General features: G+C 72.4%; 8 protein-coding genes. 6 read left to right on the top strand and 2 right to left on the bottom strand.

Annotated features, from left to right (window positions below; translation table 11 throughout):
• On the bottom strand, nt 1–613 hold a 613-nt coding region (locus MHW47_RS27995), incomplete at its 3' end, for a trans-acting enoyl reductase family protein (protein WP_239226546.1).
• Between the two features lie 209 nt (nt 614–822).
• On the opposite strand from MHW47_RS27995, the gene MHW47_RS28000 reads away from it, so the two are divergent.
• The 4 genes from MHW47_RS28000 to MHW47_RS28015 all read left to right on the top strand — a co-directional run bounded on the left by MHW47_RS28000 (nt 823) and on the right by MHW47_RS28015 (nt 6,637).
• On the top strand, nt 823–1,974 hold the full coding sequence (locus tag MHW47_RS28000) for a CaiB/BaiF CoA-transferase family protein (protein ID WP_239226547.1): 1,152 nt from the start codon (nt 823–825) through the stop codon (nt 1,972–1,974).
• Nucleotides 1,974–3,116, top strand: a complete 1,143-nt coding sequence (locus tag MHW47_RS28005; protein ID WP_239226548.1) for an acyl-CoA dehydrogenase family protein — start codon at nt 1,974–1,976, stop codon at nt 3,114–3,116. Before MHW47_RS28000 ends, MHW47_RS28005 begins: the two co-directional genes overlap by 1 nt.
• A gap of 102 nt (nt 3,117–3,218) precedes the next feature.
• Entirely contained in the window at nt 3,219–4,433 is a 1,215-nt protein-coding gene (locus MHW47_RS28010; protein ID WP_239226549.1) for an acetyl-CoA C-acetyltransferase, read from the top strand.
• Nucleotides 4,434–4,465: 32 nt separating this feature from the next.
• Nucleotides 4,466–6,637 (top strand): 3-hydroxyacyl-CoA dehydrogenase NAD-binding domain-containing protein, encoded by a 2,172-nt coding sequence (locus MHW47_RS28015; RefSeq protein WP_239226550.1) that lies wholly within the window; start codon nt 4,466–4,468, stop codon nt 6,635–6,637.
• Between the two features lie 64 nt (nt 6,638–6,701).
• Here MHW47_RS28015 and MHW47_RS28020 read toward each other — a convergent pair whose 3' ends face one another.
• Nucleotides 6,702–7,433 carry a MerR family transcriptional regulator gene (locus MHW47_RS28020; RefSeq protein ID WP_239226551.1) on the bottom strand — a complete coding sequence of 244 codons (732 nt, stop codon included), beginning with the start codon at nt 7,431–7,433 and terminating at the stop codon, nt 6,702–6,704.
• Between the two features lie 134 nt (nt 7,434–7,567).
• Between MHW47_RS28020 and MHW47_RS28025 the strand changes: the two genes are divergently transcribed.
• Nucleotides 7,568–8,044: a macro domain-containing protein gene (locus tag MHW47_RS28025; protein WP_239226552.1), complete on the top strand. Its 477-nt coding sequence runs from the start codon at nt 7,568–7,570 to the stop codon at nt 8,042–8,044.
• Nucleotides 8,045–8,139: 95 nt separating this feature from the next.
• Complete coding sequence (locus MHW47_RS28030) at nt 8,140–8,760, top strand: TetR/AcrR family transcriptional regulator (RefSeq protein ID WP_239226553.1); 621 nt, start codon at nt 8,140–8,142, stop codon at nt 8,758–8,760.
• Nucleotides 8,761–8,779: the final 19 nt, after the last annotated feature.

Consider the following 8,779-nt stretch of genomic DNA (forward strand, 5'->3'; position numbering starts at 1 on the left):
CGGCGCGGGCCGTCTGCCGGCCCCGGCCCATCGCGGTGAGCGCCGAGGCGAACGTACCGCCGGAGAAGACGGCGTCGCTGCGGACGAAGCCGTCGACGCGCAGCGGCACGCCGGCCGGGAGCCGCCCGACCGTGAAGTAGGCGCCCAGGTCGTGCGGTACGGAGTCGAAGCCGCAGGCGTGCACGAGCCGGGCGCCGGTCTCGCGGGCCCGCGCGTCGTACTCCACGTACATCCGGTCCACGAACTCCGGCTCGCCGGTGAGGTCCGCGTAGTCGGTGCCCGCCTCGGCGCAGGCGGCGACCAGGCCCTCGCCGTACCAGACGTAGGGGCCGACGGTCGTGGCCACCACGTGCGCGGACTCGGCCAGCGCACGCAGCGAACCGGCGTCGGAGACGTCCGCCTCCAGCAGCGGCAGGTCCGCGCAGCGCGGATCGAGGGCGGTCAGTCGGGCGCGCAGGTGCGCCAGCTTGGCGCGGTCGCGCCCGGCGAGGGCCCAGCGGCAGCCGTCGGGGGCGTGCCGGGCGAGGTAGGCGGCGGTGAGCGCGCCCACGAAGCCGGTGGCGCCGAAAAGGATGAGGTCGTAGGGGCGGTCCGCCCCGTTCTGCCTGTTCACGAAAGCCTCCGCACGGGTGGCACCGGATGGGGCGGAGCAGAGAGTAGCGCGGCCGCCGTGGCGAACCGTGGCCGGGAGGGGTCATGGGGGAGTATCCATGAGTCCGGGAAAGAACTAAGCGCTTGCTCTGCCCAGGGGGTTGTGCGGAGCGCGGCACGTTCTTAGCATCATCGATGTTACATCAGTTGTGTCACACCACTGGGGGCCCGATGACAGCAACAGGGAACGGTCCGCGCGGTCCCCTCCACGGAACCCGGGTGGTGGAGCTGGCCGGCATCGGACCCGGTCCGTTCGCCGCGATGCTGCTGGCCGACCTGGGCGCCGACGTGGTGCGGGTCGACCGCCCCGGCGGCGCCGGACTCGGCATCGACCCGGCCCGCGACCTCACCAACCGCAACAAGCGCTCCGTGCTCGTCGACCTCAAGGACCCCGCCGGCCCGGCCACCGTCCTCGACCTCGCCGAGCGCGCCGACATCCTCGTCGAGGGCTACCGGCCGGGCGTCGCCGAACGCCTCGGCGTCGGACCCGAGGTCTGCCTGGCCCGCAACCCGAAGCTCGTCTACGGGCGGATGACCGGCTGGGGCCAGGACGGGCCGCTCGCCCCGCGCGCCGGACACGACATCGCGTACATCGCGCCCACCGGCACCCTCTCCATGATCGGTGCCCCCGGCGAGCCGCCCACCGTCCCGGCCAACCTGCTCGGCGACTACGCGGGCGGCTCGCTCTACCTCGTCGTCGGCGTCCTCGCCGCCCTCCAGCACGCCCGGACGCCCGGCGGCACCGGACAGGTCGTGGACGCGGCGATCGTCGACGGCGCCGCCCACCTCGCCACGATGATCCACGGCATGCTCGCGGCCGGCGGCTGGCAGGACCGGCGCGGAGCCAACCTGCTGGACGGCGGCTGCCCGTTCTACGGCACCTACGAGACCGCGGACGGCCGGTACATGGCGGTCGGCCCGCTGGAACAGCGGTTCTACGACGAGTTCGTCACGCTCCTCGGCCTCCCGGACACCGCCCCGGACCGGGGCGACCTCGCCCGCTGGGACGAGCTGCGCGCCGCGGTCGCCGACCGGTTCCGCAGCCGGACCCGGGCCGAGTGGACCGCCGTCTTCGAGGGGACGGACGCCTGCGTCGCCCCCGTCCTCTCGCTCCGCGAGGCCCCGCACCACCCCCATCTGGCCGCCCGCGCCACCTTCGTCGAACACGGCGGACTCACCCAGCCCGCGCCCGCGCCCCGCTTCACGGCCACGCCCACCTCCGTGCGCACCGGCCCCGCCCTGCCGGGCGCGGACACCGAAGCCGTCGCCGCCGACTGGGACGTGCCCGGCCTGCGGACCACCCGGAAGGACACCACCGACTGATGCAGCGGCAGATCTTCACCGACGAGCACGACGCGTTCCGCGAGACCGTGCGCACCTTCCTCGCCAAGGAGGTCCTTCCGCACTACGAGCAGTGGGAGAAGGACGGCATCGTCTCCCGCGACGCCTGGCGCGCCGCCGGCCGCCAGGGCCTGCTGGGCCTCGCCGTGCCCGAGGAGTACGGGGGTGGCGGCAACCCGGACTTCCGCTACAGCGCCGTCCTCGCCGAGGAGTTCACCCGCGCCGGCACCCCCGGCCTCGCGCTGGGCCTGCACAACGACATCATCGGCCCCTACCTCACCGGTCTGGCGACCGAGGAGCAGAAGCGGCGCTGGCTGCCCGGCTTCTGCAGCGGCGAGACCATCACCGCCATCGCCATGACCGAACCCGGCGCCGGCTCCGACCTCCAGGGCATCCGCACCACCGCCGAGGACAAGGGCGACCACTGGCTGCTCAACGGCTCCAAGACGTTCATCTCCAACGGCATCCTGGCCGACCTGGTGGTCGTCGTCGCGAAGACCACCCCGGAGGGCGGCGCCAAGGGCCTCTCGCTGATCGTCGTGGAACGCGGCGCGGAGGGCTTCGAGCGGGGCCGCAACCTCGACAAGATCGGCCAGAAGTCCCAGGACACCGCCGAACTGTTCTTCCACGACGTGCGCGTGCCCAAGGAGAACCTGCTCGGTGAGCGCGACGGCGCCTTCATCCACCTGATGACCAACCTCGCCCAGGAACGCATGGGTATCGCCGTCGCCGGGATCGCCGCCGCCGAACACCTCCTGGAGATCACCACCGCCTACGTCAAGGAGCGCGAGGCGTTCGGCCGCCCGCTCGCCAAGCTCCAGCACATCCGCTTCGAGATCGCGGAGATGGCCACCGAGTGCGCCGTCACCCGCGCCTTCCTCGACCGGTGCATCGTGGACCACTCCGAGGGCACCCTCGACGCCGTACACGCCTCCATGGCCAAGTGGTGGGCGACCGAACTGCAGAAGCGCGTCGCCGACCGCTGTCTGCAACTGCACGGCGGCTACGGGTACATGGCGGAGTACCCGGTGGCCAGGGCGTTCACCGACGGCCGCATCCAGACCATCTACGGCGGCACGACCGAGATCATGAAGGAGATCATCGGCCGCTCGCTGCTCGCCTGACCCCCGAGCCCGATCCTCCGAGCCGGAACCCCCCGAGCCTGATCCTCCGAGCCGGACCCCGCGCCGGACCCGCCGCGCCACCACCCTCGAAAGGCAGCTGTCTTGAGTACCGAAGCATTCGTCTACGACGCGATCCGCACCCCGCGCGGCCGCGGCAAGGCCAACGGGGCCCTGCACGGCACCAAGCCCATCGACCTCGTCGTCGGCCTCATCCACGAGATCCGCGACCGCTTCCCCAGCCTCGACCCGGCCGCCGTGGACGACATCGTCCTCGGCGTGGTCAGCCCGCTCGGCGACCAGGGCTCCGACATCGCCCGGATCGCCGCCATCGCGGCCGGCCTGCCCGACACCGTCGCCGGCGTCCAGGAGAACCGCTTCTGTGCCTCCGGCCTGGAAGCCGTCAACCTGGCCGCCGCCAAGGTCCGCTCGGGCTGGGAGGACCTGGTCCTGGCGGGCGGCGTCGAGTCGATGTCCCGCGTGCCGATGGGCTCGGACGGCGGCGCCTGGGCCATGGACCCGATGACCAACTACGAGACCGGCTTCGCCCCGCAGGGCATCGGCGCCGACCTCATCGCCACCATCGAGGGCTTCTCGCGCCGCGACGTGGACGAGTACGCCGCGCTCTCCCAGGAGCGGGCCGCCGAGGCGTGGAAGGACAACCGCTTCGCGCGGTCCGTCGTCCCCGTCAAGGACCGCAACGGCCTCGTCGTCCTCGACCACGACGAGCACATGCGGCCCGGCACCACCGCCGACTCCCTCGCCGCGCTCAAGCCGTCCTTCGCGACCATCGGCGAGATGGGCGGCTTCGACGCGGTGGCGCTCCAGAAGTACCACTGGGTCGAGAAGATCGACCACGTCCACCACGCGGGCAACTCCTCCGGCATCGTGGACGGCGCCGCCCTCGTGGCCATCGGCAACAAGGAGACCGGCGAGCGCTACGGCCTCACCCCGCGCGCCCGAATCGTCTCGGCCGCCGTCTCCGGCTCCGAGCCCACCATCATGCTCACCGGCCCGGCACCCGCCACCCGCAAGGCGCTGGCCAAGGCCGGACTCACCATCGACGACATCGACCTGGTCGAGATCAACGAGGCGTTCGCCGGGGTCGTCCTGCGCTTCGTCCGCGACATGGGGCTCTCGCTCGACAAGGTCAACGTCAACGGCGGCGCCATCGCGCTCGGCCACCCGCTGGGCGCCACCGGCGCGATGATCCTCGGCACCCTCATCGACGAACTGGAGCGCCGCGACCAGCGCTACGGCCTCGCCACCCTGTGCGTGGGCGGCGGCATGGGCATCGCCACCGTCGTCGAGCGTCTCTGACCGTCCCCCCTTCCTACGGAGAAGACACACCCATGACCGAGAGCACGACCATCCGCTGGGAACAGGACGAGACCGGCGTCGTCACCCTCGTACTGGACGATCCCGACCAGTCCGCCAACACGATGAACCAGGCGTTCAAGGACTCCATCGCGGCCGTCGCCGACCGCGCCGAGGCCGAGAAGGACTCCATCCGGGGCATCATCTACACCTCCGCCAAGAAGACCTTCTTCGCGGGCGGCGACCTCAAGGAAATGATCAAGATCGGTCCGGAGAACGCACAGCTCGCGTTCGACACCGGCACCGCCATCAAGAACGCGCTGCGCCGCATCGAGACCCTCGGCAAGCCCGTCGTCGCCGCCATCAACGGGGCCGCGCTCGGCGGCGGCTACGAGATCGCGCTCGCCGCCCACCACCGCATCGCCCTCGACGCCCCCGGCTCCCGCATCGGCCTGCCCGAGGTCACCCTGGGCCTGCTCCCGGCGGGGGGCGGCGTCACCCGCACCGTACGCCTCATGGGCATCGCCGACGCCCTGCTGAAGGTCCTCCTCCAGGGCACCCAGTACACCCCCCGGCGCGCCCTGGAGAACGGCCTGGTCCACGAGGTCGCGGCCACGCCCGAGGAGATGCTCGACAAGGCCCGCGCCTTCATCGACGCCCACCCCGAGTCCCGGCAGCCGTGGGACGTCAAGGGCTACAAGATCCCGGGCGGCACCCCCTCGCACCCGAAGTTCGCCGCGAACCTGCCGGCCTTCCCGTCCAACCTCAAGAAGCAGATCGCCGGCGCCCCGATGCCCGCGCCGCGCAACATCCTGGCCGCCGCCGTCGAGGGCTCCCAGGTCGACTTCGAGACCGCGCTGACCATCGAGGCCCGGTACTTCACCGAGCTGGTCACCGGCCAGACCGCCAAGAACATGATCCAGGCGTTCTTCTTCGACCTCCAGGCCGTCAACTCCGGCGCCAGCCGCCCCAAGGGCATCGAGGAGCGCCCGGTCCGCAAGGTCGCCGTCCTCGGCGCCGGCATGATGGGCGCCGGCATCGCCTACTCCTGCGCCAAGGCCGGCATCGAGGTCGTCCTCAAGGACGTCTCCGCCGAGGCCGCCGCCAAGGGCAAGGCGTACAGCGAGAAGCTGCTCGACAAGGCGCTCGCGCGGGGCCGCACGACCGAGGCCAAGCGCGCCGAACTGCTGGCCCGCATCACCCCGACCGCCGACCCGGCCGACCTCGCCGGCTGCGACGCCGTCATCGAGGCAGTCTTCGAGGACACCGCGCTCAAGCACCGGGTCTTCCAGGAGATCCAGGACGTCGTCGAGCCGGACGCGCTGCTGTGCTCCAACACCTCCACCCTGCCCATCACCGTGCTGGCCGAGGGCGTCGAGCGGCCCGCCGACTTCATCGGGCTGCACTTCTTCTCGCCGGTCGACAAGATGCCGCTGGTGGAGATCATCAAGGGCGAGAAGACCGGGGACGCGGCCCTGGCCCGCGCCTTCGACCTGGTCCGCCGGATCAGGAAGACGCCGATCGTGGTCAACGACTCACGCGGCTTCTTCACCTCGCGCGTCATCGGCCAGTTCATCAACGAGGGCGTCGCGATGGTCGGCGAGGGCGTCGAGCCCGCCTCCGTCGAGCAGGCCGCCGCCCAGGCCGGCTACCCGGCCAAGGTGCTCTCCCTGATGGACGAGCTGACCCTCACCCTGCCGCGCAAGATCCGCGACGAGACCCGCAGGGCCGTCGAGGAGGCCGGCGGCACCTGGCCCGGCCACCCGGCCGACGAGGTGATCGACCGCATGGTCGACGAGTTCGGCCGCCCCGGCCGCAGCGGCGGCGCCGGCTTCTACGAGTACGACGAGAGCGGCAGGCGCACCCGCCTGTGGCCGGGCCTGCGCGAGCACTTCGGGAAGCCGGACGCCGATGTCCCGTTCACGGACATGCAGGAGCGCATGCTCTTCTCCGAGGCGCTGGACAGCGTCCGCTGCCTGGAGGAGGACGTCCTGATCACCGTGGCCGACGCCAACATCGGCTCCATCATGGGCATCGGCTTCCCGCCGTGGACCGGCGGCGTCCTCCAGTACATCAACGGCTACGAGGGCGGCCTGCCCGGCTTCGTGGCCCGCGCGCGGGAACTCGCCGAACGCTACGGCGACCGCTTCCTGCCGCCCGCGCTGCTGGTGGAGAAGGCGGAGAAGGGCGAGACCTTCCACGACTGAGCACCCGGGCCGGTGTGCCCTGCCGTCCCGCGCCGGCGGCGGTACGGCACACCGGCCCCGCGGCTCACTCGGCCGTGAACGCGGCCCGCAGCTGCTCCTTGAGCGACCGCTGGAACGCCGTCACCAGCGCCTGGAGCACCAGCGGCTGCATGTGCGCGGAGAGCGACTTCATCGCCTTCACGTGCTCCGGGTCCGCCTCGCGCTCCCGGTACGGACTCCACACCTCGTCCCGGAAGAGCCGGGTCAGCTCCTGCGCGGCCGCGCGGGTGTGCTCCATCAGGACCGTACGGGCGGCGAGGATCGTCTCGTGCGCGATCGGCACGTCGAGCAGCTCCACGCCCAGCCGCAGCAGCCCCGGATCGAGCCGGAACACCCCGTCCTCGGGCGCGGACCGCTCCAGCACGCCCAGCGCGGCCAGCCGGTCGAGGTCCTCCTGGCCGAGCGGCCGCCCGGCCCGCCGCTCCAGCTCCGCCCGTGAGGCGTCCTCCGGCGAGTCCGGCGCCCAGGACGCCACGAGGGCCCGGTGGATGGCCAGATCGTGGGCGCTCAGATCGGGCGGCAGCTGCTCCAGGTACCGTTCGATCGCGGCGAGCGTCATGCCCTGGTGCTGGAGCTCCTCGATGAGCGCCAGCCGCGAGAGGTGGTCGTGCCCGTAGTGCCCGACCCGGCGCGGCCCGATCACCGGCGGCGGCAGCAGCCCGCGCGTGCTGTAGAACCGCACCGTGCGCACGGTCACCCCGGCACGGGCCGCCAGCTCGTCGACGGTGAGCTTCGGCTCCTCGGCCTCGGTCGCCATGGTCCGCTCCTCGTGTCCGGTGCTGCGAACGGGCCCCGGCGCCCCCGCCCGCCCGGTGCAACAGTATTGCTGTCTCACCACTGATGTGAAAGCCCTGACCGGCGGCTGTCAGTGCCGCCGCCTAACGTGGAGCCATGTCCGGGATCAGTTACGTACAGGGGGACGCGACCGCGCCGCAGGGCAAGGGCGTCAAGATCATCGTGCATGTCTGCAACGATCTCGGCGGCTGGGGCAAGGGCTTCGTCCTCGCCCTCTCGCGCCGCTGGCCGGAGCCCGAGGCCGCCTACCGCTCCTGGCACCGCGACCGCGCCCACAACGACTTCGGCCTCGGCGCCGTCCAGTTCGTCCAGGTCTCCCCGTTCGTCCACGTGGCCAACCTGGTGGGCCAGCACGGCATGCGCCGGGGCAGCAAGGGCGTCCCCGTGCGCTACGAGGCCATCGACACCGGGCTCGCCGCCGTCGCCGACCGGGCCCGGGAGCTGGGCGCCTCGGTCCACATGCCCCGCATCGGCTGCGGCCTCGCGGGCGGCACCTGGGCGCGGATCGAGCCCCTGATATCGGCCCGCCTGACGGACCGCGGGGTGTCGGTGACCGTGTACGACTTCGGCTGACCGGCCGGTCCCGCCCTGGATACGCGGGTACGTCGCGTGTCACTCTGTTCCGGCTCCCCTCCCGGGGGGCGAGCCGGTGCGACGGGGGAGGGCCCATGACGGCAGGCGGCAGCGGGGGGACGGCCCCCGGCGGGGCGCCGGCGGGCGCCGATGCGCTGGGCGAGCAGATCCTGGACGCGGCGCGCGAGCAGTTCATGACCTTCGGGCTGCGCCGCTCGACCGTCGACGACGTGGCCCGGCGCGCCGGTGTCTCGCGCGTGACCGTGTACCGGCGGATCGGCAACAAGGACAGCCTGGTCTCGGCGTGCCTGCTGCGCGAGTACCGCCGGTTCGTGGTGGAGGTGGACGAGGCGGTCGCCGCGCTGCCGACGCCCGAGGACCGGCTGGTCGAGGGCTTCGCCGCGGTGCTCCGGCACATCCGCGAACACCCGCTCATCGGGGGCCTGCTGCGCCTGGAACCGGAGACCATGCTGCCGTTCCTGACCGTGGAGAGCGGCCCGGCCTTCCTCGCGATCCGGGGCTATCTGGCCGGCCGGCTGCGCGAGGTCCGGCGCCTGGAGGGCGGACCGGAGACCGACCCGACCCCCGTCGCCGAACTCATGGTGCGCATCACCGTCTCCTTCCTCCTCAACCCGGTCAGCTGCTTCGAACTGGACGACGACGCCCAGGTCCGCGACTTCGCCCGCCGCTGCCTGGTCCCGCTGCTCGCCGCCTGACCGGGGACGGGCCCCCGGC

The sequence above is a fragment of the Streptomyces sp. OfavH-34-F genome (assembly GCF_022347745.1).
Classification (GTDB): domain Bacteria; phylum Actinomycetota; class Actinomycetes; order Streptomycetales; family Streptomycetaceae; genus Streptomyces.